This window comes from Nocardiopsis sp. iso_237, from assembly GCF_056173345.1.
The window spans coordinates 6,275,232-6,301,529 of record NZ_CM149669.1; the positions used below are offsets into that span (position 1 = coordinate 6,275,232).

The 26,298-nt window shown below is 72.3% G+C and carries 21 protein-coding genes; 10 read left to right on the forward strand and 11 right to left on the reverse strand.

Annotated elements, in window-relative coordinates; genetic code table 11:
* Positions 1-372: 372 nt before the first annotated feature.
* Positions 373-2,025 (reverse strand): ABC-F family ATP-binding cassette domain-containing protein, encoded by a 1,653-nt coding sequence (locus AC0VYM_RS28160; protein ID WP_475457175.1) that lies wholly within the window; start codon positions 2,023-2,025, stop codon positions 373-375.
* Positions 2,026-2,176: 151 nt separating this feature from the next.
* Between AC0VYM_RS28160 and AC0VYM_RS28165 the strand changes: the two genes are divergently transcribed.
* The 4 genes from AC0VYM_RS28165 (at position 2,177) to AC0VYM_RS28180 (ending at position 5,732) form a co-directional block, all read left to right on the forward strand.
* Positions 2,177-2,794 (forward strand): TetR/AcrR family transcriptional regulator, encoded by a 618-nt coding sequence (locus AC0VYM_RS28165; protein ID WP_475457177.1) that lies wholly within the window; start codon positions 2,177-2,179, stop codon positions 2,792-2,794.
* 241 nt (positions 2,795-3,035) lie between these two features.
* Positions 3,036-4,019, forward strand: a complete 984-nt coding sequence (locus tag AC0VYM_RS28170) for an ATP-binding cassette domain-containing protein (protein ID WP_475457179.1) — start codon at positions 3,036-3,038, stop codon at positions 4,017-4,019.
* Complete coding sequence (locus AC0VYM_RS28175; RefSeq protein ID WP_475457181.1) at positions 4,016-4,864, forward strand: ABC transporter permease; 849 nt, start codon at positions 4,016-4,018, stop codon at positions 4,862-4,864. The genes AC0VYM_RS28170 and AC0VYM_RS28175 overlap by 4 nt, the downstream gene beginning before the upstream one ends.
* 97 nt (positions 4,865-4,961) lie before the next feature.
* A complete protein-coding gene (locus tag AC0VYM_RS28180) occupies positions 4,962-5,732 on the forward strand; it encodes a TetR/AcrR family transcriptional regulator (protein ID WP_475457183.1) in 771 nt (256 codons plus the stop codon).
* 140 nt (positions 5,733-5,872) lie between these two features.
* On the opposite strand, the gene eda is transcribed toward AC0VYM_RS28180, so the two are convergent.
* The 3 genes from eda to zwf all read right to left on the reverse strand — a co-directional run bounded on the left by eda (position 5,873) and on the right by zwf (position 9,895).
* Positions 5,873-6,511, reverse strand: coding sequence for a bifunctional 4-hydroxy-2-oxoglutarate aldolase/2-dehydro-3-deoxy-phosphogluconate aldolase (eda, locus tag AC0VYM_RS28185; protein ID WP_475457185.1), 639 nt, complete (start codon positions 6,509-6,511; stop codon positions 5,873-5,875).
* Between the two features lie 70 nt (positions 6,512-6,581).
* The gene (gene edd, locus AC0VYM_RS28190) at positions 6,582-8,423 is read right to left on the reverse strand and encodes a phosphogluconate dehydratase (RefSeq protein ID WP_475457186.1); all 1,842 of its coding nucleotides are present in this window, start codon (positions 8,421-8,423) and stop codon (positions 6,582-6,584) included.
* Positions 8,420-9,895 (reverse strand): glucose-6-phosphate dehydrogenase, encoded by a 1,476-nt coding sequence (zwf, locus tag AC0VYM_RS28195; protein WP_475457188.1) that lies wholly within the window; start codon positions 9,893-9,895, stop codon positions 8,420-8,422. Before zwf ends, edd begins: the two co-directional genes overlap by 4 nt.
* Positions 9,896-10,117: 222 nt before the next feature.
* On the opposite strand from zwf, the gene AC0VYM_RS28200 reads away from it, so the two are divergent.
* The 3 genes from AC0VYM_RS28200 (at position 10,118) to AC0VYM_RS28210 (ending at position 14,980) form a co-directional block, all read left to right on the forward strand.
* Complete coding sequence (locus AC0VYM_RS28200) at positions 10,118-11,305, forward strand: ROK family transcriptional regulator (RefSeq protein ID WP_475457190.1); 1,188 nt, start codon at positions 10,118-10,120, stop codon at positions 11,303-11,305.
* Between the two features lie 583 nt (positions 11,306-11,888).
* Entirely contained in the window at positions 11,889-12,587 is a 699-nt protein-coding gene (locus tag AC0VYM_RS28205) for a hypothetical protein (protein ID WP_475457192.1), read from the forward strand.
* A gap of 503 nt (positions 12,588-13,090) precedes the next feature.
* Entirely contained in the window at positions 13,091-14,980 is a 1,890-nt protein-coding gene (locus AC0VYM_RS28210) for an LCP family protein (RefSeq protein ID WP_475457194.1), read from the forward strand.
* Between the two features lie 229 nt (positions 14,981-15,209).
* Here AC0VYM_RS28210 and AC0VYM_RS28215 read toward each other — a convergent pair whose 3' ends face one another.
* Both AC0VYM_RS28215 and AC0VYM_RS28220 read right to left on the reverse strand, forming a co-directional pair.
* Positions 15,210-16,295 carry a hypothetical protein gene (locus AC0VYM_RS28215; RefSeq protein ID WP_475457196.1) on the reverse strand — a complete coding sequence of 362 codons (1,086 nt, stop codon included), beginning with the start codon at positions 16,293-16,295 and terminating at the stop codon, positions 15,210-15,212.
* Positions 16,296-16,670: 375 nt separating this feature from the next.
* The gene (locus AC0VYM_RS28220) at positions 16,671-17,513 is read right to left on the reverse strand and encodes a hypothetical protein (protein WP_475457198.1); all 843 of its coding nucleotides are present in this window, start codon (positions 17,511-17,513) and stop codon (positions 16,671-16,673) included.
* A gap of 320 nt (positions 17,514-17,833) precedes the next feature.
* Between AC0VYM_RS28220 and AC0VYM_RS28225 the strand changes: the two genes are divergently transcribed.
* Positions 17,834-19,570: a sensor histidine kinase gene (locus AC0VYM_RS28225; RefSeq protein WP_475457200.1), complete on the forward strand. Its 1,737-nt coding sequence runs from the start codon at positions 17,834-17,836 to the stop codon at positions 19,568-19,570.
* An 84-nt stretch (positions 19,571-19,654) separates the two neighbouring features.
* Here the strand turns inward: AC0VYM_RS28225 and AC0VYM_RS28230 are convergent, their stop codons facing one another.
* From AC0VYM_RS28230 to AC0VYM_RS28245, 4 genes are read right to left on the reverse strand one after another with little or no spacing between them, the layout of a single operon-like run.
* Positions 19,655-20,887 (reverse strand): ABC transporter permease, encoded by a 1,233-nt coding sequence (locus tag AC0VYM_RS28230; protein WP_475457202.1) that lies wholly within the window; start codon positions 20,885-20,887, stop codon positions 19,655-19,657.
* Positions 20,884-21,672, reverse strand: coding sequence for an ABC transporter ATP-binding protein (locus AC0VYM_RS28235; RefSeq protein ID WP_475457204.1), 789 nt, complete (start codon positions 21,670-21,672; stop codon positions 20,884-20,886). Before AC0VYM_RS28235 ends, AC0VYM_RS28230 begins: the two co-directional genes overlap by 4 nt.
* Positions 21,669-22,814, reverse strand: coding sequence for a peptidoglycan-binding protein (locus tag AC0VYM_RS28240; protein WP_475457206.1), 1,146 nt, complete (start codon positions 22,812-22,814; stop codon positions 21,669-21,671). The genes AC0VYM_RS28235 and AC0VYM_RS28240 overlap by 4 nt, the downstream gene beginning before the upstream one ends.
* Positions 22,811-23,341 carry a hypothetical protein gene (locus AC0VYM_RS28245; RefSeq protein ID WP_475457208.1) on the reverse strand — a complete coding sequence of 177 codons (531 nt, stop codon included), beginning with the start codon at positions 23,339-23,341 and terminating at the stop codon, positions 22,811-22,813. The genes AC0VYM_RS28240 and AC0VYM_RS28245 overlap by 4 nt, the downstream gene beginning before the upstream one ends.
* A 227-nt stretch (positions 23,342-23,568) precedes the next feature.
* Between AC0VYM_RS28245 and AC0VYM_RS28250 the strand changes: the two genes are divergently transcribed.
* Positions 23,569-24,225, forward strand: coding sequence for a response regulator transcription factor (locus AC0VYM_RS28250; protein ID WP_475457210.1), 657 nt, complete (start codon positions 23,569-23,571; stop codon positions 24,223-24,225).
* 1 nt (position 24,226) lies between these two features.
* The gene (locus tag AC0VYM_RS28255; RefSeq protein ID WP_475457212.1) at positions 24,227-25,504 is read left to right on the forward strand and encodes a sensor histidine kinase; all 1,278 of its coding nucleotides are present in this window, start codon (positions 24,227-24,229) and stop codon (positions 25,502-25,504) included.
* 437 nt (positions 25,505-25,941) lie between these two features.
* Here the strand turns inward: AC0VYM_RS28255 and AC0VYM_RS28260 are convergent, their stop codons facing one another.
* Positions 25,942-26,250: an HAD hydrolase-like protein gene (locus AC0VYM_RS28260; protein ID WP_475457214.1), complete on the reverse strand. Its 309-nt coding sequence runs from the start codon at positions 26,248-26,250 to the stop codon at positions 25,942-25,944.
* Positions 26,251-26,298: the final 48 nt, after the last annotated feature.

Below are 26,298 nucleotides of genomic sequence, written 5' to 3' on the forward strand. Positions count from 1 at the left end.
CCTGGTGCCCGCCGGCACCTCCTTCCCCGGCCCGTCGGGCCCCGGGTGATTCCGGGGCGACCCCGTTCGCGAACACTCCACGCGAACGCGATACCTCCACAGAGGCACCGCCGGATCAGCCCAGGCGCTCCCTGGACGCTCCGGTTCACGGACACTCCACACGAACCCGTCCCCCGATCGGGCCGCCTCCCCAGCCGCCCCCAGGTCAGCGCGTCCTGATCAGCGGCGCGAACCTGACCCGCGGTCGGGCGGACGCCTCCGTAGATCACCCGGCCCGTCGACCCGACCTCAGGTCAGGCCGACGCCTCGACGGGCCACCTCAGGTGCTTCCCTGGGCACCGTTCCACACACGACGAGGTCCGGCGCGGCCCCTCACCCGGCGGTGAGCGGGGCCGCCTCCCTGGGCGGGCGGCCCCGGGTGAGGACCCAGTGGCGGGTCACCCCGATCTCCCCCAGGAAGGCGTGGTCGTGGCTGACCACGATCAGGGCGCCCCGGTAGGCGTCGAGGGCCTCGGCCAGCTGGCGTTGGCTGTCCAGGTCCAGGTTGTTGGTGGGCTCGTCCAGGATCAGCAGGCGCGGCGGCACCTCCGCGAACAACAGGCGGGCCAGGCACACCCGGAAGCGCTCACCCCCGGAGAGCTCCGCGGCGGGTTGGTGCACCCGCTCTCCGCGCACCAGGAAGCGGGCCAACCCGGCGCGCAGACTCCGCACGCTGGCGGAGGGTGCGGCGGCGCGCAGGTTGTCCAGCACGCTGAGGCCGGGGTCCAGAACGTCCAACCGCTGCGGCAGGTGGCCGACGCGGTCGGTGACGTGCTCCACCCTCACCGGTGGTCCGTGGTCCACCGTGGTGGAACGCCCGGCCGCACGGTCGAGGACCATCCGCAGCAGGGTGGTCTTCCCCGATCCGTTGGGGCCGGTGAGCGCCACCCGTTCGGGGCCGCGCAGGTACAGGCGCCCGTCTCCCCCGCTGAGTTCCAGGACGTCGTGTCCGGCGGGGACCTCGGTGCCCGGGAGGTCGACCCGGATGCCGGGGTCGTCTCGGACACTCTCCTCGGCGCGGTCGAGGTCCTCGCGCGCCGTGTCCAGTTTCTCCTCCTGCATGATCCGGTGCTTGCCCGCCGCGACCTGCGCCTCTCTTCGGCGCTGGTTCATGATCACGCGCGGCTCGCGCTTGGTCTCGTACTTCTTCTTGCCGAAGCGGACCCTGCGGGCCAACTTCACCTGGGCCTCGGCGAGCTGGCGCTTCTCCCTGCGCACGTCGGCCTCCGCCACGCGGACCATGCGCTGGGCCGCCTCCTGTTCCACGGCGAGCTGTTCGGTGTAGGCGGTGAGGTTCCCTCCCCAGGTACGCAGGCGGCCGTCGCGGAGTTCGGCGATCCGGTCCACCCGCTCCAGTAGCTCGCGGTCGTGGCTCACCACCACGAGCACGCCGGGCCAGGACTCGATCGCGGCGTGCAGGCGTTCCCGGGCGCGGCGGTCGAGGTTGTTGGTGGGTTCGTCGAGCAGGGTGACGTCCGGGCGGCGCAGGGCGATCCCGGCCAGGGCGGTCAGGACGGCCTCACCCCCGGAGAGCCCGCCCACCCGTCGGTCCAGTGGCGTGTCCCCCGCGAGAGGCGATCCGAAGCGTTCGAGCTGGGCCAGGGCCCGCTCCTCGATGTCCCAGTCCTCGCTCACGGCGGCGAAGTTGGCCTCGGTGGCCTCCCCCGCCTCGATGGCGTGCAGGGCCGCGCGGGCCCGTTCCACGCCGAGCAGTTCCGCGACGGTGGCACGCGTGTCCAGGGTCAGCGACTGGTCGAGGTGGGCCACTCCTCCGTTTTCGGTGGCCTTCTCCCCGTTGACGGTGACGGTTCCGGCGGTCGGGGTGAGCCGCCCGGCGATGAGTCCGAGCAGGGTCGACTTGCCGCTGCCGTTGCGGCCGATCAACCCGGTGCGCCCGGCACCCAGGGCGGCGTCCAGCCCGGAGAGGGCGACGGTTCCGTCAGCCCATGTCAGGCCGAGCCCGGTACAGACGATGGTGTGTGACAAGGGATCTCCCGAAGGTGGCGTGGAACGGTTGGGGACACGGGGTCGAGCGACGCGGGCCCATGACGAACTCCTCCTTCGGGTGGGCTGATGCGACGGATGTCGCAGTAGCAGGATGACACGACGGGCAGGCAAACGCAACTAGGGTTGCGTTATGAGTTCACAGGATTCCGCGCCGGGCAGCACCCGCCCCGGCGGCCGCACCGCGCGCAACACCACCGCCGTCCTCCAGGCCACCCTCGACGAACTGGGGGAACACGGGTACGGGGCGATCACCGTCGACCTCGTGGCCGCGCGGTCCGGGGTGCACAAGGCCACCGTGTACCGCCGCTGGGGTGGTGTGGACGGCCTGGTGCGCGCCGCACTGGAGTGGTCCGCGGACCGGGACTGGGCACCGACGCGCACCGGCGCCCTCTACACGGACCTGCTGGCGCTGGCCGAGACCGTGGCGGAGGGCTTCACCGAGGCGCCGGAACGCGAGGTGTCGGCGGCGGCGGTCGCGGCCGCCTTCGAGTCCGCGCTGGTGGCCGAGGCCCTGCGCGGTTTCATGGGCGACCGGCACCGCCGCTCCGCAGTGGTCGTGACCGAGGCCGTCGCCCGGGGCGAGGCCCCCGAGGGCACCGACGCGGAGGAGGTGGTGCGGTCGGTGGTCGCGCCGGTCTACTACCGCCTGCTGGTCAGCCGGGAGCCGGTCTCCCAGGCGGACCTGCGGAGAACGGCGAGGATCACGACCGACGCCGTCACCTCGGGCGCCTTCGTCTCCAACCCCTGACCGGCCGCGCCGCCCCCACCGAAGGACCGACGCACGGGACCCGCTCAAGACGCGCACACCATCGGCCCCGCCACGGTGGAGCCCCGACCGGAGGCCGCGACTAGGACCCGAACCGCACCCTCGCCACCTGCGACAACGAGAATCACCGGAAAACCTTAGGCCATAAGGAATTATCCGGCCCCGGCCCTGCGTTCCCTTCTCCGTACGCCGTACTGTACGGGGTACGAAGAGAAGGGAACCCATGGCTTCCACAGCACATCCCGCCACCGCCGTCAGCGCGCGGCGGATCGGCCGTAGGTTCGGGACCTCCTGGGCCCTGCGCGGGTTCGACCTCCAGGTCGATCGGGGCGGCGTCCACGGACTGCTCGGGCCCAACGGAGCCGGGAAGTCGACGGCCGTCCGCGTGCTCACCACCCTGATCCGCGCGCACGAGGGCACCGCCGAGGTCGCCGGACACGACGTGGCGGCCCAGGGCGTCCAGGTCCGGCGGAGCATCGGGCTGGTCGGCCAGAACGCCGCCGTCGACGAGATCCTCAGCGGCCGCCAGAACCTGGAACTCTTCGGTCGACTCCACCACCTGGGCGCACGCGCCGCCGCCCGTCGGGCCGACGAACTCCTGGAGCGCTTCGGCCTGTCCGACACCGGGAAGCGCCCGGTCAGCACCTACTCGGGCGGGATGCGGCGCCGGCTCGACCTCGCCGCCGGGATGGTCCTCGGCCCGCCGGTGATGTTCCTCGACGAACCCACCGTCGGCCTCGACCCGCGCGGCCGCGACGAGGTCTGGTCCGCCGTGCGCGACCTGGTCGGCACCGGCACCACCGTCCTGCTCACCACCCAGTACCTGGAGGAGGCCGACCGGCTCGCGGACCGGATCTCGGTGATCGACACCGGTCACGTGATCGCGGAGGGCACGCCCGCCGAACTGAAGTCGAGGATCGGCGGGGACCGGATCGACGTGGTCGTGCGCGACGAGGGGGTCCTGGCCGAGGCGGCGGCCCTGGTGGAACGGGCCACCGGGCACACCGTGACCACCAGTCCGGAGGGACGGCGGCTCAGCACCGAGGTGGACGACCGCGCCGCCTCCCTGACCAGGGCCGTGCGCGCCCTGGACGAGGGCGGCGTGGCCGTGGCCGACGTGGTCCTGCGCGCCCCGAGCCTCGACGAGGTCTTCCTGCACCTGACCGGTCCCGAGCGACGGAACACCACCACGGAGGTCCGGCGATGAACGACACCGCGCGCACCCTCACCCCGCCCGCCGTCGCCTCCCCGCCCGGGCCCCTGTCGCGCCTGGGCTGGGCGGCCGTGGACGGATGGACGGTGGCCCGCCGCGACGTCCTGCACTGGTGGCGGCAGCCGTGGGAACTGCTCTTCGGACTGCTCTTCCCCGTCCTCATGGTGCTGATGTTCGTGTACCTGCTCGGCGGCGCCATGTCCGTGCCCGGCGGCGGCGACCACACCGAGCACCTCATGCCCGGCATGTTCGCGATGGTCATGGTGTTCGGCCTCGGGGAGACCGTCACCGCCGTGACCACCGACGCCACCCGGGGGATCACCGACCGGTTCCGGTCGATGCCCATGGCCGCCTCCGCCGTGGTGGTCGGCCGCTGCCTCGCGGACATGCTCAGGTCCACGATCACGCTGGCCGTGCTGGTCGGGTTCGGGGCGCTCGTGGGCTGGCAGTGGCACGGGAGCGCGGGCGCGGCCCTCGCCGGGTTCGGGCTGCTGCTCCTGCTGCGGTTCGCCCTGGTGTGGGTGGGGATCTACGTGGGCCTGGTCCTGCGCGGCCAGGGCGGGATCGCCGTGATCCAGACCCTGGAGTTCCCGATCGGCTTCCTGTCCAACGCGTTCGTGGCCACCGCGACCATGCCGGTGTGGCTGGGCGCGGTCGCGGACTGGAACCCGATGTCGTCCACGGTCGCCGCCGCGCGCGGGCTGTTCGGCAACCCGACCGTGGCCGGTGACTCCTGGATCGCGCAGAACCCGCTGCTGATGGCGGTGGTCTGGCCGCTGCTGCTGGTCGCGGTGTTCGCGCCGCTGTCCGTGCACCGGTACCGCTCCCTGGGCGGCTGACCCCGGCCCCCGCGCGGCCCCTCAGGCGCGCGGGGGCGGGGCTCCACGGACGTACACTGACCCGTACGCCCTACGGACCCAGTACCAGGACGGACCGATGTCCCCGCAGAACAGCAAGAGTGGCGACCCCGCGCGCAGTCTGGCCCTGCTGTGGCGCACCCAGGAACCCGCGAGCCGCCGCAGGGGGAAACCGGGGCTGAGCGTCGACCGGATCGTGGCCGCCGCCACCGGGCTGGCCGACGCCGAAGGGCTCGACGCGCTGTCCATGCGCCGGGTCGCGGAGGCCCTGGACGTGGGCACGATGTCCCTGTACACCTACGTGCCCGGCAAGGGCGAGCTCATCGACCTGATGGTGGACGCCGCCTACGCCGACCTGGACACCGGCGACCGGTCCGGTACCTGGCGGGAGCGCCTGCACCGGATCGCGCACGCCAATCGCGACCTCTACATCCGCCATCCGTGGATGCTCCAGACCGTCACCACGCGCCTGCTCGGCCCGAACCTCATCGCCAAGTACGACCACGAGCTCTCCGCCGTGGACGGGCTGGGTCTGAGCGACGTCGAGATGGACTCCACGGTCAGCCTGGTCAACGGCTACGTGGAGAGCACGGCGCGGCAGACCGTCAACTCCGAGTGGCTGGCGCGGGACTCGGGCATGGACGACCAGCAGTGGTGGCGGACCGCCGACCCCCTGCTGGCCGCGCTGGCCGACGAGTCCAAGCACCCGACCGCCGCCCGGGTGGGTGTGTCGGTCGGCACCACCCACCAGGCGCTCTACGAGGCGGACCACGAGTTCGCCTTCGGCCTGGAGCGGGTCCTGGACGGCGTGCAGGTCCTGGTCGACGCCCGGTCCTCCGGTGTCGGCTAGGGCGTGTTTCGTGGATGCCCGCACCGGTGGCCGCGAAGCCGCCACCGGTGCGGGCGGCCGTCTCCCCCACTGCGCGCTGCCACGCGAGCTCCGCGGCCTGGCACGGCGGGGGCCGGACCGGGGTCGTCCGGGCTTCGGCCTCAGCGCTCCAGCGCCGCGGCCTCCCGCGCGAGCCGGGTGACCTCGTCCCAGCGGCCCTCGCGGACCAGCGCGGCGGGGGTCAGCCAGCTGCCGCCCACACAGCCCACGTTGGCCAGCGCGAGGTAGCTCTGGGCGCTCCGCGCGGTGATCCCGCCGGTGGGGCAGAACCGGACCTGCGGCAGCGGGCCGGTGAGCGACTTCAGGAACGCCGCCCCGCCGGAGGCCTCGGCCGGGAAGAACTTGAGCTCGGTCAGCCCGAGCTCCAGCAGCGCCATCGCCTCCGACACCGTGGCCACCCCCGGCAGGGCGGGCAGCCCGGTGTCGGCCATCTCCCGGGCGAGGGTCGGGGTGCACCCGGGGCTGACGAGGAAGCGCGCCCCCGCCTGGGCGGCGGCGCGGGCCTGCTCGCCGTTGACGACGGTCCCGGCGCCCACGACGGCCTCCGGCACCTCCTGGGCGACGCGCTCGATGGCGTCCAGGGCCGCCGGGGTCCGCAGGGTGATCTCGATGCCGGGCAGTCCGCCCTCGACCAGGGCGCGCGCCAGCGGCACGGCCTGTTCGGCGTCCTCGACCACCACCACGGGCATCACCGGTGCGAGGTCGAGCACGTCCGCACCTGAGCGGGGGATCGTCGTCATGGCTGTCTCCAAGTGGTCAGTGGGTACGGAGGACGGGAGTGGGCGGCGGGCCCCGAGGACCCGCCCGGGCTCAGTGGCCGAAGACCCCGGCCCCGGTCTCGGCCGGGCCGACCGCCCCGCGCAGGGCGGCGAACAGTTCGCGTCCGGTCCCCACGGAGGAGTCCACCGTGGGCCGGGCGTCCTCGCGCCCGTCGAGGTCGGCCAGGACCTCCAGTGTGCCCCGGACCGCGTCCAGTCGAACGGTGTCGCCGTCCCGAACCCTGGCCAGCGGGCCGCCCGCCTCCGCCTCGGGCGAGACGTGGATGGCGGCGGGCACCTTGCCGGAGGCCCCGGACATGCGCCCGTCGGTGACCAGGGCGACCTTCTGTCCCCGGTCCTGGAGGACGGCCAGCGGCGGGGTGAGCTTGTGCAGCTCCGGCATGCCGTTGGCGCGCGGCCCCTGGAAGCGCACCACCGCGACGAAGTCCCCGGTCAGCTCACCTGCGGCGAAGGCCGTCTGGAGTTCGGCCTGGTCCGCGAAGACCCGCGCGGGGGCCTCCACGACGTGCCGCTCGGGCGCCACGGCGGACACCTTGATCACGGCGCGGCCGAGGTTGCCCTCCAGCATGCGCAGCCCGCCGTCGGGGGCGAAGGGGTCGTCGGCCGGGCGCAGCACCGTCGTGTCCGCACTCTCGGTGGGGCCGTCCACCCAGGTCAGCTCACCGCCCTCGGTCAGCTCGGGCACCCGGCGGTAGCGGTCCAGGCCAGGTCCGGCGATGGTGCGGACGTCCTCGTGCAGGAGCCCGGCGTCCAGCAGGGTGCCGATGAGGAAGGCCATGCCGCCCACCTCGTGGAAGCGGTTCACGTCGGCGGCGCCGTTGGGGTACATGCGGGTGAGCAGCGGCACGGCCTCGGACAGTGCGGCGAAGTCGTCCCAGGTGAGCTGGATCCCGGCCGCGCGGGCGATGGCGACCAGGTGCAGCGTGTGGTTGCTGGATCCACCGGTGGCCAGCAGCGCGACCACCGCGTTGACGACGGCCTTCTCGTCGACCTGCTCTCCGACCGGGGTGTGGTGCCCGGTCAGGGCGGTCAGCCCGAGCACGCGGCGACCGGCCTCGGCGGTCAGGGCCTCCCGCAGCGGGGTTCCGGGCTGCTCGAAGCTGGCCCCGGGCAGGTGCAGGCCCATGACCTCCATGAGCATCTGGTTGGAGTTGGCGGTGCCGTAGAAGGTGCAGGTGCCCGGCGAGTGGTACGCCGCGGACTCGGCCTGGAGCAGCTCCGTGCGGCCGACCCTGCCCTCGGCGAACTTCTGGCGGACCCGCGCCTTCTCCTTGTTGGGCAGGCCGGAGTGCATCGGACCGGCGGGGACGAACGCCACCGGCAGGTGCCCGAAGGACAGGGCGCCGATGAGCAGGCCGGGCACGATCTTGTCGCACACGCCGAGCATGAGGGCGCCGTCGAACATGTCGTGGGACAGCGCCACGGCGGCGGACATCGCGATGACGTCCCGGCTGAACAGGGACAGCTCCATGCCCGCGCGGCCCTGGGTGATGCCGTCGCACATGGCGGGTACCCCGCCCGCGAACTGGGCGACGCCGCCCGCCTCCGCGACCGCCTTCTTGATGACGGCCGGGTAGGTCTCCAGCGGCTGGTGGGCGGAGAGCATGTCGTTGTAGGCGGAGACGATCGCCAGGTTGGGGGTGACGTCCCCGGCCAGGGAGAGCTTGTCACCGACCCCGCAGGCGGCGAACCCGTGCGCGAGGTTGGCGCAGCCCAGGGAGGTGCGGGCCGGGCCCTGGCCGACCGCCTCGCGGACACGTGCCAGGTAGGCGGCGCGGGTCGGGGCGCTGCGTTCGGTCAGACGCCGGGTGACCTCCTCGATCACCGGATGGACGGCGGCGGGGGTCGCGGTGCCGTGGGTGTGCGCGGTCATGCCTGCTCCTCTTCGTGCCACGTGCTGCCGGAGCGGCCGATGAGCCGCTGCGCTCCTGCGGGACCGGAGCTTCCGGCGGGGTAGGTCTCGGGTGCGGTGCCGAGGCCGTTCCAGGCCTCGATGACGGGGTCCACCCAGCGCCACGCGGCCTCGACCTCGTCGCGGCGCATGAAGAGGGTGGAGTCCCCGGCCAACACGTCCGTCAGCAGCCGCTCGTAGGCCTCGGGAGAGCGGGTGGAGAAGGTGTCGGCGAAGCTGAGCTCCAGCGGGACCGGCCGCAGCCGCAGCGCCCCGGCGCCGGGCGTCTTGGCCAGCATGGTCAGGTGTATGCCCTCGTCCGGCTGGAGGCGGATGACGAGGCTGCCCGCTCCGGCGGCGGTGGCCCCGGGGAAGATCGTGTGCGGGACGTCGCGGAAGCGGATCACGATCTCGGAGCGGGCGCGCTCCAGGCGCTTGCCGGTGCGCAGGTAGAAGGGGACGCCCGCCCACCTCCAGTTGGCGACCTCGGCACGCAGGGCCACGAAGGTCTCGGTGTCGCTGGTCGCCGGGCCGCCCGCCTCGTCCAGGTACCCGAGGACCTCCTCGCCCTGGACCGTCCCCCGCGTGTACTGGCCGCGCACGGTGTGCTCGGAGACCCGGTCCCCCGTGATCGGTCTCAGGGACTGGAGGACCTTGAGCTTCTCGTCGCGGACGGCGTCGCGGTCGTAGCTGGCCGGAGGTTCCATGGCGGTGAGGCAGAGCAGCTGGAGCAGGTGGTTCTGCACCATGTCGCGCATGGCGCCGGAGGAGTCGTAGTAGCCGCGCCGTCCGCCCACGCCCACGGTCTCGGCGGCGGTGATCTGCACGTGGTCGATCCACCGGGCGTTCCACAGGGGTTCGAGGAAGACGTTGGCGAACCGCAGTACGAGCAGGTTCTGCACGGTCTCCTTCCCCAGGTAGTGGTCGATCCGGTAGGTGCGGGACTCGTCGAAGACCGCGCCCACCTCGTCGTTGACGGCCCGGGCCGAGGCGAGGTCGCGGCCGAGCGGCTTCTCCATGACGACGCGGGACTCGGGGGTGACCAGGCCCGCGTCCCGGAGTCCCCGGCAGATGGCCCCGGAGATCATCGGCGGCACGGCGAGGTAGAAGACGCGGTCGCGGCCGGGGGTGAGGGCGGCGGCGAGGTCGGCCCAGCCGGAGGGGTCGCCGCCGACGTCGAGGGTCATGTGGGAGAGGCGGCCGAGGAAGCGGCGCAGGACGTCGGGCTCGACGACCTGGACGGCGCTGTGGCCCCGGACGGCGGAGGAGGCCTTGTCGCGCAGGTCGGCGTCGGTGAGGCCGTCCCGGGAGACCGCGACGACCCGGGTGTCCGCGCCCAGGTGGCCGTCGCGGTCCAGGAGGTAGAGGGAGGGGAGCAGTTTACGCATGGACAGGTCACCGGTTCCGCCGAAGACCACCAGGTCGGTGGGGCTGGGCGCGGGCTGCTGCGGCATTCGGTGGGCTCCTGCGGGAGGGGGACGTGCGAGGGGTGGAACGGGGGTGGCGGGGGTGTGGGGGGAGACCGCCGCACGGGGCGGGGGGCGCTGTCCAGAGGCTTGCGGTCCGGTTTCGACCTTAATCCCACTATGGTAAAAATCCAAGCACACTTCCTAACATTAATTTACATAAGTGCACGACCTTCAAGCCACACCGTCGAGTGAATGGTTGAATGAGGCATGGCCAGAACCCCCGGACGCTTGTCCTCCACCGCCACCAGCGGACACATCCTGGAGATGATCCGCACCGGCAGCGCCACCAGCCGCTCCGAGATCGCCCGGGCGACGGGGCTCTCCCGGCCCTCCGTGGCCCTGCGGGTCACCGAGCTGATGGACGGCGGACTGGTGACGGAGGGGACCCGCGCGGCCTCCAGCGGGGGCCGCCCGCCCACACTCCTGGAGTTCAACGCCTCCAGCGGACTGATCCTCACCGCGGCCCTCGGCATGGTCCGCAGTCAGGCGGCGGTGTGCGACCTCGACGGCCGGGTGCTCGTACGGGCCCCCGGCTCGCCCCGGATGGAACAGGGGCCGGACACCACCGTGCCCTGGCTCCTGGACACCTGGTCGGAGCAGATCGCCGGGCTGGGCCGCTCCCCCGAGGAGGTGCGCGGGGTGGGCATCGGGCTGCCCGGCACCGTGGAGTTCCACGCGGGGCGGGCCGAGGACCGCCCGTTCCTCGGCAAGTGGGCGGGCGTGGCCCTGGGGCCGCTGGTCGCCGAGCGCTTCCCCGTCCCGGTGATGGTCGACAACGACGTGAACGTGATGGCGCTCGGGGAGCACATCGCGGGCGGGCACGGCCACACCGACGACATGGTGTTCGTGAAGGTCTCCACGGGGATCGGCGCCGGGCTGGTCTCCGGCGGGCGTCTGCTGCGCGGCGCCCTGGGCGCGGCCGGGGAGATCGGCCACGTCCCCGTGCGCGACGGGGGCGGCCTGCCGTGCCGCTGCGGCAACACCGACTGCCTGGAGGCGGTGGCGGGCGGGCGCAGGCTGCTGGTCCAGGCCGCCGAGCGGGGCCGCGAGGCGGCCGGGCTCCAGGAGCTGGTGGCGCTGGCGGCGGAGGGCGACCCGGTGGCGGTCACGCTGGTGCGCGAGGCCGGGCGGCGGCTGGGCGAGACCCTGGCGGGCGCGGTCAACCTGCTCAACCCGGAGCTGATCGTGCTCGGCGGAGACCTCTCGGAGGCCTACGACCACCTGGTGGCGGGCGTGCGCGAGGTGGTGTTCCAGCAGTGCACCGCCCTGGCCACCCGCCAGCTGAGGATCGTGGCGAGCACGCTGTGGGACGACGCCGGCGTGCGCGGCTGCGCGGCGATGGTCAGCGAGGAGATCCTGTCGCCGGAGGCCGTGAACGGACTCCTGGCCGGTTAGGTCGTGTTTTTTGGATCATTCCGCGCTCACGACCACCAGGCTGCCTCTCACTGCGCCGATGAAGCTCGGACAGCCAAACCCGGGCGGGCCCCCGCTGTGCGACACTGCGGAGCTTGCGTAGCAGCGCACAGTAGGGGCAGCTTCACTCATCGTCTTGCGAGAGATTGCCGGGCCCCCGCTGTGCGAGGCTGCGGAGCTTGCGTAGCAGTGCACAGTAGGGGCGACGGCCGATCGCATCGATGGCGGCTCCGCCGCCACCAGCGAAAGCATCCAAAAAACACTCCCTAGCGCCGTTGTCCACAGGCTGTGGACAACGGATGTTTACCCGGATCAGGGCCGGGCAAGCGGTAGGAAGGACGAACCGTCGATCCTGCCCCCATCTGTCCTGACCTGCGAAGGCGCCGTGCCCGCGAGCGCCCCCTCCGTCATGACACTTGACAACGAGTACCGAACTGCCGAATAGTCACGCACCCGAGTACCGGCTGGCACTCGAACACCCTCCGTCACCCCCGCACCCGCCGCCCCCGTCGACACCGTGGCCATGTCCCGTGCGGACCACCGCCCGGAAAGGTCTCCCGTACACATGCTGCTCGAAAACCCCGCCGTGCTCGTCGTGATCGGCGCCGGTATCAGCCTCGTGACCAGCGTGGTCGTGACCGCGCTGCACTCCCGGCAGATCCGCCGCGCCGAACTGCGCACCGGCACACGCACCTCGGCCCGCAACCTCACCAGCGCCTTCATCGCGGAGCGCGACGGCGACGGCGACGGCGACGGCACCGACTTCCTGCGCGAGGCCGAACTCACGGTCATGTCGATGACCGACCGCAAGGCCCGCGAGCGGCTCAGCGAGGTCGTCCGCCTGCTGCGCGAGCACGACCTGCCCGAGGTCCAGCAGCTGAGCGGGGTCGGCGCCGCCTCCGCCAAGCGGGTCCTGTGCGACCACGCGCTGGAGGTGCTCGGCGCCCACCTGCGCGCGGACCGCCTGCCGGAGGTGCCCGCCCTGATGCGCAAGATGCTCAGCGTGGAGGAGGAGGCCCTGAGCATCCACTCCGGCGAGGCCCCCAGACCCAGCGCGCCCATCGAGAAGAGCCCGGTCACCCCGCGTCCGCGCCACACCGGCACGGCCAAGGCCGCCGGTGGCTCCGGAGGCACCGCCCGCAAGACCACCAAGAGCACGAGGACCGGCGCCAAGCCGAGCGGTAAGGGCCGTACCGCGACCGCCACCGCCGAGGGGACCGAGAAGAAGGAGAACGAGAAGGAGAGCGGTTTCTGGGACGACTGATCCCACCGTTTCGGACAGCGCTTCTCCCCTGGGCCGCAGGCGCTCCCGAACACGGACAGAGTGGGAGATTCAGCCCGAATGGTGTCTCATCAGCAGTAATCCACTCTTCCCCGGCGCGTCGGACGTGGTTCCGAAGGGAACAGATGAGACAGTCGGGCAGGAAAGCCGCAGACTACTGCCACCCGGGCAAGGAATTGTACGGCGCAATTGTGGTCAGGAACCGCGCGCATGGACAACCCGAGCACGCACTCAGCGAGAACTTCACCTAGGATCACTGCCACGCGCGGGTTCCGGTGTACTTGGCAACCCCTGTCCGCTGGTGTCCCGGCTTTCCCCCCGGCCTTGGGACTCCCCCTCGGCGACTTTTCGGTCAGGATTCCGGTCTGCCCGCGTGTTTCCCCCGCGCGACCCCCGCCCTCCCCCGGACTCGGACGCGTGACCCACCAGGGTCGGTGTCCAGCCGTTGGCACGCCCAGCCGTCCGAACTCACCGAGATTGTCACGATGCCCGCTGACGAGAACTCCGCCGATTCCGGCGCGGACCAGACACCACACGAGAACTCCGAGCCCTCCCAGGTCGAGGGTGCTGAGGGGACTGCGGCGGACTCCGCCGAGTCGGACTTGGAAGGACGGGACGTGATGCGGAACGAGCCGGAAGAGACCGGATCCGACGCGACTGGCGAGCCCACTGGCTCCGATGCCGCCGACGAGCCCACCAAGCCCGAAGCGCCCACCGGGGAGGCTTCGGCCGAACACGAGCCCGCAGCCGACGCGGACGACGCGACCGAAGGGGACGACCGGCCGGAGACCGTCGTCATCGACGTCGACGCGCCGGTCACCACCGGGGGGTCCGGCCGGGAGGAAACCGCCGAGGCCGACTCCGACTCCGACGAGCCCTCCGAGGAGCGTCCGAACGGGGACGCGCCGGAGGACGGGGAGAAGGCCGGGGACGACGAGGCCGTCAACGCGGCCGCGCCGGTACCGGACGCGGACGACACGGACACCTCGGAGCCGGAGGCCGGGGAGGCCGCCGGAACCAGGGACGGGGACTCCCCGGAACCGGACGCTTCCGAAGGCGGGGACGACGCCGTCGACGCGACCGCCGCGGCGCCGGTCACTCCGGAGCCGGGCGCCAAGGGCGGAGACGGCCCGGAAGACGCTTCCGAGAACGGCGTCGCCGCGGTGGCGGCGGTCAAGGGGAACAAGCGTAGGCGCAGCCGCCTGCGCAGGGCCGTCATGTGGACCTCGGCCTCCCTGGCCCTGGTCCTGGTGGTCGGGGTGGGCACCGCCTACGCCTACTACCACTCCCTGCGCTCCGACATGGTGCAGCACGACATCGAGGCCCTGCTCGGAGACGAGGAGCGGCCGGACAAGATCAGCGACGCCGTCAACATCCTCTTCATCGGATCGGACGGCTACGAGGAGGACAGCCCCGCCTACTCGACCGAGTTCGAGGGCGAGCGCTCGGACTCCCTGATGCTCGCGCACATCTCGCCCGACAAGCGCGTCTCGGTGGTCAGCTTCCCGCGCGACTCTCTGGTGCAGCTGCCCGAGTGCGACGCCTACGGCCAGACCGAGGGCACCTACGGCTACTTCGGCATGATCAACGCCGCGATGTACCACGGCGGACCGCCCTGCGTGGTGAGGACGATCGAGACCCTCACCGACATCCGGGTCGACCACTTCGTCCACCTGAGCTTCGCGAGCTTCCGCGACGTCGTGAACGCCATCGGCGGGGTGGACATGTGCATCCCCGAACCCATGGAGGACCGCCGGTCGAAGCTCAGCCTCGACGCCGGTGACCAGACCCTGGACGGCGACCAGGCGCTGTCCTTCGTCCGCGCCCGCTACGACATCGGCGACGGCGGCGACATGGGGCGCATCGACCGGCAACAGATGTTCCTGGCCGCACTCGCGGACCAGGTGACCAGCAGCGACGTGCTCAGCAGCCCGTCCAAGCTCAACGGCATCCTCCAGGCGGTGGCCCAGCACAGCGCCACCGACGGCGAGCTGTCACTGGACCGGATGCTCTCCATCGCGGTCACCATGGCCGACGTGGACCTGTCCGACATCGAGTTCCACACCGTTCCCTGGTACCAGGCGCCCTACGACCCCAACCGGGTCATGTGGCACGAGGAGGAGGCCGCCGAGCTGTTCTCCGCCGTACGCGAGGACCGCCCGCTGCCCGCGCTGCTGGCCGACGACGCGCCCGTGCCGCAGGAGTCGCCCATGGACGAGCCCACCCCGGTCGATCCGAGCCCGGAGGGCAACGCGGAGGAGACCGAGGCCGGCGCCTCCACCGAACCGTCCGCGCGCCCGGGCGAGGGCCGCGACGCCACGTCCAACCCCTGCCAGGACGGCCTCGGCTTCGGCACCGGCGAGGACGACTGGTAGACCGACCCGTCCCCACACGGAGAAGGGGCCCCCGTCGCGATCAGCGACGGGGGCCCCTTCATGCCCCTGGCAGGGCAGGTGCCTCGGGCGGCGGGAACTCTGACTTTCCGTTGGTACGTGCCGGGAAACCCCCACAGTCCCCACTGGCACCACGGTCAACGAAGGTGGTTCCGCTCACCGCCCGAGGCGTGGTGCGCCCGCCACGACCGACGGGCGCACGTTCGTGGACCTACAGTCCGAGCGGCAGCTGGACGGGCAGGTCACCGGTGGGCAGCTCCTCGGTGGGCAGCTCGGAGGCGAGGGGCAGCGGGCCGACCTCGGGCTGGCCCAGCTCGGGCAGGCCCTGGACGTCGACCAGGCCGCCGGTGGACTCGCTCGCCCCACCGGCCAGGTCGACGACGTCACCGGCCTCCATGCTGCCGACCTTCTCGCCCAGACCGGCGACACCGTGGAGGCCACCGTCGAGGGCCGGCTCCAGGCCGTCGACACCGGACATCGGCAGGGTCTCCTCGATCCCCAGGCCGCCGACCGCGCCACGGACGTCGCCCACGGTGCTGGTGACGGCCTCCTCGGTGGCACCCACCACCTGGAGCTCCGAGGGGGCGGACATCGGCAGGGTCTCCCTGACGTCCTTCGGCAGCAGGGTGGTCACACCGCCGGTGAGGTCGGCGTTCTCGCCCGCGTCCAGGCCGACCGGCTCGCTCAGCGGAACGGTCTCGCCCAGCTGCTGCTTCACGTCGAGGTCGTCCAGGCCGACCACGTCGAGGCCGGGCTGGTGCAGGCCCTCCTGCGCCCGGGTGCCCAGCTCGGTGACGGTGTCCTCGACGACGGAGGCGCTGGGAGCGCTCATCGACACGGGGAGGCCGCCGCCCCCGAGGCCGTCGAGCAGGCCGGTCCCGCCGAGCAGCATGGAGATCGGGTCGACCGCGCCGCCGGCCTCGCTCAGCGGGAGGGTCTCCGTCGCCGTTCCGAGGTCCAGCGGACCGACGTTGCCCGCGTTGTCCTGGCCGGTCGTGATCGGGGCGTCGGTGCTGACGGTGTCACCGACGACGGTACCGACGGGGTTGTTCTGGTGCTGGATGTCGGGCTGGGCGGAGATCTCGCCGGGCTGGACCTTGACCAGGTCACCGAGGGGCGTGGCGACACCCTCGGTCAGGACGTTGGGGACCTGGTTGCCCAGTTCACCCAGGGGGAGGGCGTCCGTGGCACCGCCGAGCGTGTCGGCTCCGGCGACACCGGCGCCGAGGGCGACGAATCCGGCGGTGCCGGCGGCCACCAGCAGGGTCCGAGCAGAGGTACGGGCGGTGTGGAACATGTGAGTCCTTCCGGAGTGAGCGTGTGTTCTGTTCGAGGGGCGCGACGGAGCGGGTGTCGTGCTCCGTCGCGTCGGACCGTCTCCCTGGCCAGGGGCGTCGGTCCTGAGGGTGGTACGGGCGAGCTCTCCGGTCGGTGAACCCCTGCGTCCCTGGTGCGGGCGAGCGGGTTCGATCCGGATTCAGTCGGTCGGTCTGGCGGACCACCGGCTGACGTGAACCTCGCGTTCGAGGTGCGGGGTTCACGTCAACCCCCAGAAGGTCACCGAGTGCTGGTGCCGCTGGGAAGGGTGTGGCTGGAGAAGCCGTGCCGGGCTGATCGCGTGCGGCGCGGGACGCTCAGGGCGTACGGGCGCGGGACGCGGTCCGGTGGTCCGCTAGTCCGGGGAGAAGGTCGGCTCGTCGGCGGACTCGGCGGGAACCGAGCGCAGGACGTGCCGGGCGGCCTCGAACAGGCCGGGGGCGGGCGCCGGGGCGCCGGTGACGGGCAGGAACCCGGCGACGGCGGGCGCGAAGGCGGTACCACCGGACGCGGGGGCGGTGCCGCCCGCGATGGTGGTGAGCGCCTCGGTGGAACGGGGGGCGGTGTCGGCGGACCGGTCGCGCTCGGTGGCGTCCTCGGCCGGGTGGTCGACGGAACCGCGCTCCCGGGCCGCGACCAGGGCGTCGGCGGCGGGCCGTTCGGCCACCGCACGCTGCTCCTCCGGGGCCTCGGCCCCGGTCTCGCGGTCCTGACGGTCTTCGGCGGCGGGGTCGTCGCCCTCGGGGGCCTGCGCGGGTTCGGTGACCCGCGCGGGGGCCGGGGCGACCAGTTCGGACAGCTGGTCGGGGTGCGGAAGGGAGGTCTCCCGGACCGCGTCCCGGACCTGCTGGACGGGGGCGGAGGCCTCGGTCTCGACCGCACGCGCGGCCTCCGAGGCGCCGTCCACCGCCTCCGTGGCGTGCTGGGTGGCCCGCTCACCCACGGTGGTGACCGCTCCGCCGAGTGAACCGCCGAGCGTCTCGGTGCCCGTCACCAGTCCGGAACCCACCACACCGGCGGTGAGGGGGTTCTCGGTACCGGGCAGCTCCGAGGAGTGCGCCGGGGCGGCGGAGACGAGCCACACGGTGAACAGGACGCCGGTGAGCAGACCGGCGAGCGTGAGGGCCCGTCGGACCGGTTCCGGGCACACGGCGAGGCGGACGCCGATGGCGCCGACCGTACCGTGGTATCCAGACACCGGGGCTTCCTTCCGCCGTGTGAGCCGGTCCGCTCCGGTGGGTCACCGGGGGAGGAGGGGCTCGTGGTGTTCGTGTGGGAGGCACCCCGGAACCTGGGGGTGCGGGGGAGGCAGCGGCGCGAGGTCACAGAGTGCCTTCCTGCGCCAACTGAACGTGACGTTAGCATGAATTGCCGGGCCGCTGTCCTCGATTCCAGGGGAATTCCCGGCCGCTCGAACAAGCTTCCTAACAGCAAGATGTGGCAAACCGGGAAAAAACCAACGACAATTCGAGTATTAGCCCTCAACCCCTCAACGGCTCTGCGGAGGTTGAACCACACATGACCAAGATCCCCCAGAGCCATCGGTGGTCCCCGAAGTCCCTGGACGAGCTCCTCGCGGATGTGCACTCCCAGATGAACCCGGGGCTCTCCGCTCAGGGGAGGATGCACTCTCTGCTCCAGGCGGTCCTGGACATCGGTGGCGATCTGGACCTGGCGACCGTACTGCGGCGGCTCACCGAGGCCGCCGCCCACCTGGCCGAGGCCAGGTTCGCCGGGCTGGGCGTGATCGGTGAGGACGGCGGTTTCACCGAGTTCATCCCGGTCGGGTTCACCCAGGCGCAGGCCGAACGGATCGGGCGGTTCCCGCACGGCAAGGGCGTGCTCGGCACGCCCTCGTTCGAGCAGGCCACGCTCCGCCTCTCCGACCTGCGCGACCACCCGGACTTCGGCGGGTTCCCGGAGGGCCACCCGAGGATGTCGAGCTTCCTCGGGGTGCCGATCCAGGTGCGCGGCGAGGTGTTCGGCAACCTCTACCTGACCGAGAAGGAGAACGGCGGGGAGTTCGACGAGGAGGACGAGACGATCGTGACCGCGCTGGCCACCGCCGCCGGTGTGGCCATCGAGAACGCCCGCCTGTACGAGGAGACCCGGCTGCGCGAGCGGTGGCTGGCCGCCTCGACGGAGATCACCACCCGGCTGCTGTCGGGGGCCGACACCGACGAGGTGCTGGCCTACATGGCCGCCCAGGCCAGGGAGATCGCCCGCGCGGACACCGCCGTCGTGATGCTGCCGGATCCGCACGCGCGCGGTCACCTGTTCGCGGAGTTCGCGGACGGGCCGATCGCCCAGGAGATCCTGGGGACCCCGGTGGAGATCCAGGACTCCGCCTGCGGCTGGGTGTACGAGTCGGGCGAGGCCGAGACCATCCCCGACCTGCGCCAGGCCAACTGCCCCATGCTCACCCACCGCGGCTACGGCCCCGGGCTGCTGGTGCCGCTGGGCACCCCCGGCAACACGCGCGGGGTCCTGCTGCTCGGCAAACTCTCCGACAGGGCGCCGTTCGACTCCAACATCAGACGCATGCTGAACTCCTTCTCCGTCCAGGCGGGGGTGGCTCTGGAGCTGGCCGAGGCCCGGCGGGACAGCGAGCGGATCGTGGTCCTGGAGGAGCGGGACCGGATCGCCAAGGACCTGCACGACGTGGTGATCCAGCGGTTGTTCGCGTCCGCGATGACCCTCATGAGCACGGTCCGGCTGATCAGCTCCACGGAGGCAGGGGAACGGGTCCAGAGCACCATCGACGAGCTGGACAGCACGATCCGGGAGATCAGGTCGACCATCTTCGACCTCCAGCACCCGCCGAGCAGGAGGGACACCTCGCTGCGTGAGCAGATCCTGCGGTTGGCGGAGAACACCGCGCACAGCCTGGGCTGCCACCCGGGGGTGAGCCTGGACGGGCCGATCGACGCGTCCGTCCCCGACGAGGTGGGCGAGCAGCTGCTGGCGGTCCTGGGGGAGGGACTGACCAACGTCGCCCGGCACGCCCGCGCCACGGAGGTGCACGTCTCGGTGACGGTGGAGGAGCGGTCGGCCACCGGCCGCCCCACCACCCTGATCCTGACCGTCACCGACAACGGGGTGGGGCTTCCCGAGGAGGGCCGCCGCAGCGGCCTGCGCAACCTGGAGCAGCGGGCCCGTGCCCTGGGCGGAGAGTTCAGCGCCGGTCGGGGCGAGGACGGCGGGACCGTGCTGGTGTGGCGGGTTCCGGTGGCGGGGGCCGACTCGCAGGGGTGAGGCCGGAGGCCAGGACATGACGCGGCGGCCCGGCCCGGTTCCCCGGGACCGGGCCGCCGCGTCGGCCGGAACCCGTGAACGGGCTCAGGCGGTACCGAGCGCCTCGGTGGGGTGCTGGGCGGCGGCCCGCAGGGCCGGTACGATCCCGGCGACCGCCCCGATGGCCACCGTCGCGACCACCGCGCCCGCCCCCGCCCACCAGGGCAGGGAGACCGGCCAACCGCGCAGCAGCGCGTACCCCGCCGTGGCGAGGGAACCCAGCAGCACCCCGAACACCCCGCCCAGCGCGGACAGGGCCATCGCCTCCACCAGGAACTGCCCCCTGATGTCGCGACGGGTGGCGCCCAGGGCGCGCCGCAGACCGATCTCGCCCCGGCGCTCCAGCACGGAGATGACCATCGTGTTGGCCACCCCCACCCCGCCCACCAGCAGGGCCACCCCGCCCAGACCGAGCAGCAGCCCCTGGAAGGTCTGGTCGGCGGCCTGCTGGGCCTCCAGCGCGTCCGACGGGCGGGACACCTTGACCTCGTTCGGGTTCTCCGGGTTGGCGTTGCGGCCCACCTCGTCCCGGACCCGCTCCACGTGCTCGGGGTCGACCCGCACGTACACCGTGGAGGCCTCGCCCTTGGCGCCCAGTACCTCCTCCGCGATCTCCTGGCCGACCAGCGCAGCGCTGTCCAGCTCCGGCGCCAGCTCCGCCCGCTCCAGCACGCCGACCACGGAGAAGTAGGTGTCACCGATGAGCACCAGCGTGTCCGGGGTGATCCGGTCGATCCCCAGTCTCCCGGCCGCCGAGGCGCCGAGCACGACCGCCGGGTGGTCGGAGGTGGCCCCGTTCAGCCACGTGCCCACGGCCACCTCGGCGCGGACGGCCTCCAACAGGTCGAGGTCCGCCCCGTAGGCGGAGATTCCGCCGGACTCGGCGCTCGGAACGAGGTCGCTCCGGTAGACGTTGGTCCCGCTCACCTGCTCCACCTGCGAGGTGTGCTCCACCTCCGGCATCCGGCCGATCCGTCCGCGCGCCTCCTCGGGAAGCGTGGCGGCCTCACCGAACAGGTCGTCGCCCGGCGCGACGGACACCAGGTTGGTGCCCAGCCGGGCGATCCGCTGGTCGAGTTCTGCCTGGCCGGAGGAGGAGACGCCGACCACCGCGACCATCGCCGCGATTCCGATGGCGATACCCAGGGCGGACAGCACCACGCGGGTGGGCCGGGCGCGCAGCCCGCTCGACCCGGTCCGCAGGCGGTCGACCAGGGAGAGCCGGGCGGGGCGGAGCGGTGATCGGCGGTCGCGCCACCGCCGAAGGAGCCCCCTCACCGGCCCGCCTCCGCCCAGTTCCGGGTGTCTTCCGAGCCCGGGACGGTGTCCGGTGTCGGAGAGTCCTTCGAGGTCTGTGGGTCAGTCGAGGTCCGGGAGTCGCCCGTTCCCCGTGAGGCACCCGTGTCCGCGACCACACGACCGTCGCGCACCTCCACCCGGCGCGGCAGGGAGGCGGCCAGCTCGCGGTCGTGGGTGATCACCACGACGGTCACCCCGTCCTCGTTCAGCTCCCGCAGCACCCGCATCACGGCCTCGCCCGAGGCGGTGTCCAACGCCCCGGTGGGTTCGTCGGCCAGGAGCAGCGGCGGGGAGCCCACCACGGCCCGCGCGATCGCCACCCTCTGCTTCTGCCCGCCGGAGAGCTCGTGCGGCCGGTGGCGGGCCCGGTCCGCCAGCCCCACCCGTTCCAGGGCCCTGCGGGCCCGCCGCACCCGGGTCCGGGCGGGCACACCGGCGTACAGCAGGCCGTCGGCCACGTTGTCCACGGCGTACACGTTGGGCGCCAGGTGGAACTGCTGGAAGACGAACCCGATCGTCCGCGCCCGGAGCGCGGCGAGCTGGTCGTCCCCGAGTTCCCCGACGTCGTACCCGAACACGCGCACGCTCCCGGAGGTCGGGGCGTCCAGGGTGCCGAGCAGGTTGAGCAACGTGGACTTCCCCGACCCCGAAGGGCCGACGATCGCGAGCATCTCCCCGCGCTCGACGCGCAGGTCCACCCCGTCCAGCGCGCGTACGCCGCCCGGATAGTGGCGGCTCACCCCGGTGAACTCCACGGCGGTCATTCGGGAACCACCACCTCGGTGCCCGCGTCGACGCCGTCACCGGTCACCTCCACCAGGCCGTCGGTGAACCAGCCGGTCTCCACCGGTACGTCCCGCACCGACCCGTCGCCGTCCACCACGGACAGCCCGTAGCCGCCGCCGGAGAGGGCGATCAGCGCCCCCACGGGAGCGGCGAGCACGTCCTCGCGCGAATCCCCCTTCGCGAGGACCTTGACCGGTGCCTGGTCCAGGAAGCCCTCGGCCCCCTCGGCGTCCGCGTCCAGGGAGACCAGCACCTCCACGGTGGGCGACCCGCCGCCCCCGCCGGGTTCCTCGTCCTCCTCCACCTGGGCCACGTCGCCCACGGACTCCACCTCTCCGGTGACCGTCTGGCCGTCCGGCATCTCCACGGTGACCTCGTCGCCCTCGTCGACGAGGTCGCGATCGCCCACCTTCAGGTCGACCCGGACGACCTTGTGGGTGGACGCGGTGGTGACCAGCGGGGTCGCGGGACCCACGCTCTCGCCCACCGCCGCCTCGTGCCCGGTCACCCGGACCGGACCGGAGGTGTACCAGATCTGGTCCGGCTCGACCGTACCGGTGACCTCCATGCCGTCGGTGTCCTTCTGCCAGCGCTTCACCGCCTCGGCGGTGAGCCACGTGAACTCGTCGTCGACGGTGAAGCCGCCGTACCCGAGTTCGGCGAGCGCCTGCTCGAACTGGCGCACGTCCGGGCCCTTCGAGCCGGGCTCCAGGGTCCGGTAGGCGGGCTTGTCGCCCCGCAGCAGGATCACCGGGCGGCCGTCGATCTCCCAGACCCGCTGCCCGGCGGAGCGTTCGGCCCCCTCCTCGGGGAGCCAGGTGAGCACACCGTCGGAACGCGCGAAGAACGAGCCCCCGCCCGCGTACCCGAGGACGCCGTCCAGCCGCTCCTCACGCAGGAGGGTGGTGCGTTCGACCGAGGCGGTGGCGGCGGGCGCGGTGGTCTCCTCCTCCTTGGCGGCCTGGGGCCAGCCCCAGACCGTCACCGCCGCCCCGGCGCACAGGACCACGAGGCTCAGCAGTGCCGCCGCCAGCCAGACGAACCCCCTCCCCCTGCGGGGCCGTGGCCGCTCGGCGTCGTCGGTCTCCTCCTCCGGAAGGAGGTCGGTGTCCGCGCTCACGAGTCGCCCTCGGTCCCGGGCTGGAAGTCGACGCCGCCCTCTTCGGCGCCGCCTTCTTCGGTGCTGCCCCCTTCGGAGCCGCTACAGGTGCTGATGGCCGCCATGTGCTCGTCGTCTTCGGGCATGACCGGAAGCGACAGCCCCATGCCGCGCTCGGGGTCCTCGACGTCGATGCCGTGCTCCCGCAGGCACTCGGCCATCTCCAGGTCGGCCTCGAACTGCTCCTCCTCGGTGGGCGCGTTCTCGTCCACGGGGAGGAGCTCCTCGCACTCCTGCATGGCCGCCAACATCTCGTCGTCGGGCTCCTCCAGGCCGGGGAGGGCGATCACGCCGCTGTCCGGGTCGGGGTCGGGCATGTCGAAACCGGCCTCGCGCATGCAGGCGGCGTAGTCCAGCATCGCCTCGTCCATGGACTTCTCGGGGGCGGCCTCCGAGTCCGCCGCCTCGTCCCCGCCGGAGGCCCCGCAGCCGGTGAGCAGGAGCCCGGCCGCCGCCGTGGCCACGGCGGCGAGGGTGAGTGAACGCATGAGGTCCTCCTTGGTCGGGCGCCGGATGAGCCGACGCCGCTGGTGGGTGCACAGCACATGTCAGCGGGACCGCGGTTAGCCGGTGGTTAGGGTCCTCCGGGTTCTGAGGCCCCCGGTTCCCCGCTCGTTGGGGGGTTTCGCGGGGTTAACCTCGGCCTAACCGGGCGGTGGATAGTGCTTGTCGGTCGGGAACGCCGACGGCCGGAGTTCAGGGGCGAGGGGAACGCATGCGCATTCTGGTGGTGGAGGACGAGCCGGACCTGGCGGAGACGGTGGCCGAGGGGCTGCGCGGTGAGGGCATGGCGGTGGACGTGTGCCACGACGGCGACACCGGCCTGGAGATGGCCACCGTGCACGACTACGACGTCGTCGTCCTGGACCGCGACCTGCCGGTGCTGCACGGAGACCAGGTGTGCCTGCGGATCGCGGAGGACCCCGGGGTGCAGGCCCGCGTGCTGATGCTCACCGCCGCGGGCGGGCTGGAGGACAGGGTGGACGGGCTCGACCTGGGCGCCGACGACTACCTGGCCAAGCCCTTCGCGTACCTGGAGCTGGTGGCGCGGGTCCGGGCACTGGGCCGCCGGGCGCGTCCGGCGGCGCCTCCGACACTGAGCCGGGCGGGTCTGGTGCTGGACACCACCCGGCGGACCGCGTCCCGTGACGGGCGGGTGCTCTCCCTCTCCCCCAAGGAACTGGGGGTGCTGGAGGAGCTGCTGCGCGCGGACGGTGCGCCGGTGACCGCGACCCACCTGATCGAGAAGGTGTGGGACGCCCACCTGGACCCGTTCAGCGGGGTGCTGAAGGTGGTGGTGCACGGGCTGCGCCGCAAGCTGGGCGCTCCCGCGGTGATCGAGACCGTCCCCGGCCACGGCTACCGGATCTGACGTGGCCGCCGCATCCATGGCCGTGCCACGACGCTGGCTGAGCCGGTTCACCAGCCTGACCCTGCGCACGAAGCTGGCCCTCGTCTACACGGGGGTCTTCGCCCTCGGCGGGGCGCTGCTGCTCTCCGCCAACTACGCGATGGTCTCCGCGAGTCTGGAGATGCGGGGGGTCGAGCTGTCCACGACGGCGGCGCTGCCCACCGGCGATCCGTCCGAGACCCTCGTCGTCCCGGCCCCGACCGTTCCCGCGCCGACCGGGGAGACCGGGGAGACCGAGGAGACCGAGGAGTCCGGGGAGGCGGCTCCGACCACCGGCTGGGCGGAGACCGAGGCCGAGCCCCTGGCCCTTCTCGTGGACGACTACCAGGTGGGGGTGTTGTCGGACCTGCTCATGAACTCGGTGCTGATCCTCCTGGGTGTGACCCTGTTGGCGGCGCTGGCCGGGTGGGTGATCGCGGGCGGGCCGCTCCGGCGGTTGCACCGCGTGACCGACGCGGCGCGCACACTGTCCGAGCACGACCTGCACAGCAGGTTGGACCTGAGGGGGCCCGACGACGAGTTCCGGGAGCTGGGTGACACGTTCGACGGGATGCTGTCCCGGTTGGAGCGGGCCTTCGACTCCCAGCGCCGTTTCGTCTCCAACGCCTCGCACGAGCTGCGCACGCCGTTGTCGGTGCAGCGTGCCGCGCTGGAGGTGCCGTTGGCCCAGGACCGGGTCCCGGACGATCTGCGGCCGACCTTCCGTCGGGCGCTGGACTCGGTGGCGCGCAGCGAGGCGCTGATCAGCGGACTGCTGTTGCTGGCCCGCTCGGATCGCGGACTGGCGCGGACCGAGGAGGTGGACCTGGCCGAGGTGGTTCACGGTGTGGTGGCCCAGCACGCGGGGGCGGCCGAGGCGGAGGGGGTGGATCTGCGGGTGGACGCGGAGTCCGCTGCGGTGGACGGCGACCCGGTCCTGTTGGAGCACCTGGCGCGCAACCTGGTGGAGAACGCCGTTCGGTACAACACGGCGGACGGGTGGGTGGAGGTGCGGGTGCGCACGGCCGCGGGCCGCACGGTGCTCAGGGTGACCAACACTGGAGCGGCAGTGAGTGACGCGGAGGAGCTGTTCGAGCCCTTCCATCGGGGAGACGCGGCCCGTCTGCACCGGGACCGCCCCGGGACCGGGCTCGGGCTGTCCATCGTCCGTTCGATCTCCACGGCGCACGGTGCCAAGGCCACCGCGAGGGCACGTCCGGAGGGGGGTCTGGTGGTCACCGTGGGTTTCCCGGAGCTCTGAGTCGGGGACGGTGCGTGTCCCAAGGGTTCCGCAACGCCGACTTCCCCGGTTCCGAGGTGCGAGGATGACGCGGTGAACTGCGGTGGGACGGTCGCGGGGACGCAACTCACCGTGACGAAAATACGCAACGAAAGCCGACCCCCACCGCTGGGGCGGTCCCGGCGGCGGCCGCCGAAACGTTTCTCGACCGGGTTGTCCACAGGCTGGGGGCAAAAACAGGTCCGGCCACTCCTCATCGGCTTACAGGCGATGACGAGAACCTGAATGTGGAGAGGGAACCGTGGTTACTGTGGAGTCATCTCGTTGCACCCCCAGGTGACGGAGGACCCCTCGATGCGTTGTGGAAACTGCGGACGGGGTCAGTCCGTTGCGGTGATCAGGCCTGGCAGCTCTCTGATCGACTCGATGACCCAGTCCGCTTGAGCGCGCACCTCCGGCTAATCCGCCCACAGGTATCCCCAGGGGCCGCGACGGATCAGCGCCGACCGCAGCCCGGCTTCACGAGCGGGAAGAACATCGTTGTCACGGTGGTCACCGACATACACGATCTCCTGGGGTTCCCCGGGGCCATGGCGATGACGCGGGCGAAGAAGTCGGGGTCGGGTTTGGCCACGCCCCACTGTCCGGACGTGGCGATGGCCTCGACAGGAAGGTTCAACTCTTGGAGGAGCTGTGCAGCACGGTCCGGGACTCCACGTTCCCCGGCCCCGGGCACCTCCTCTTTCCCGGCCCCGAATGGGTCGCACTCCTGCGTACGAGCTAAGGCCACACCGGCAGTCTGATCCCAGGAGGAC